Origin of the sequence: Nocardiopsis synnemataformans, assembly GCF_965343085.1 — a bacterium.
In the GTDB taxonomy this organism is placed as follows: Bacteria; Actinomycetota; Actinomycetes; order Streptosporangiales; family Streptosporangiaceae; genus Nocardiopsis; species Nocardiopsis alborubida.
In genome coordinates, this window is record NZ_CBDRFA010000186.1 from 1 (window position 1) to 625 (window position 625).

At 67.7% G+C, this 625-nt stretch carries 1 protein-coding gene; it reads right to left on the bottom strand.

Annotation, left to right across the window (positions count from 1 at the left end):
* A partial coding sequence (locus tag ACSIH6_RS39385) for an AMP-binding protein (protein ID WP_435113994.1) occupies positions 1-625 on the bottom strand: 625 nt, incomplete at both ends.

Sequence of the window (625 nt, forward strand, 5' to 3'; positions counted from 1 at the left end):
CTCACCGAAGGGATTGGCGATGAAGGCCTGGGCCGTCAGATCGGGCCGGTGCAGATACCCGCGGGCGAGACCGGCCCCACCGATGTAGAGCTCACCAACAACACCAACCGGCACTGGCTGCAAGGAAGCGTCCAGGATGAACACCCGCGTGTTGTCCAGCGGCCGACCGATCGGCACCGTCGCGGGAATGTTCGCCTGCGGCTCCATCCGGTACGTGGTGGCGAACGTCGTCGTCTCCGTCGGCCCATACCCGTCCACCACCACGAGTTCCGGACAGGCCGCACGGACACGTGACACCGCTTCCGCCTGCACGGCGTCTCCACCGGTCCACACCTCACTGAGGCCGGCGAAAGATCCCGGGGCCTCCTGGGCGAACAGATGGAACAGCGCCGCGGTCAACCACACCGCCGAGATTCCGTGCGCTGCCACGGAGTCCCGCAGGAGAGTCGGCGTCACCGCCTCCGTCGGAGCCACCACGATCCGGCCGCCCGAAAGCAGCGGAACCCACAGCTCATAGGTCGATGCGTCGAACGCCTGCGGCGAATGCAGCAGTACGCGCTCATGCCCGCGCGAGAAGCGGCTGTCCAGTGCGAGCGCCGCCACATCGGCATGCGTCACGGCCACA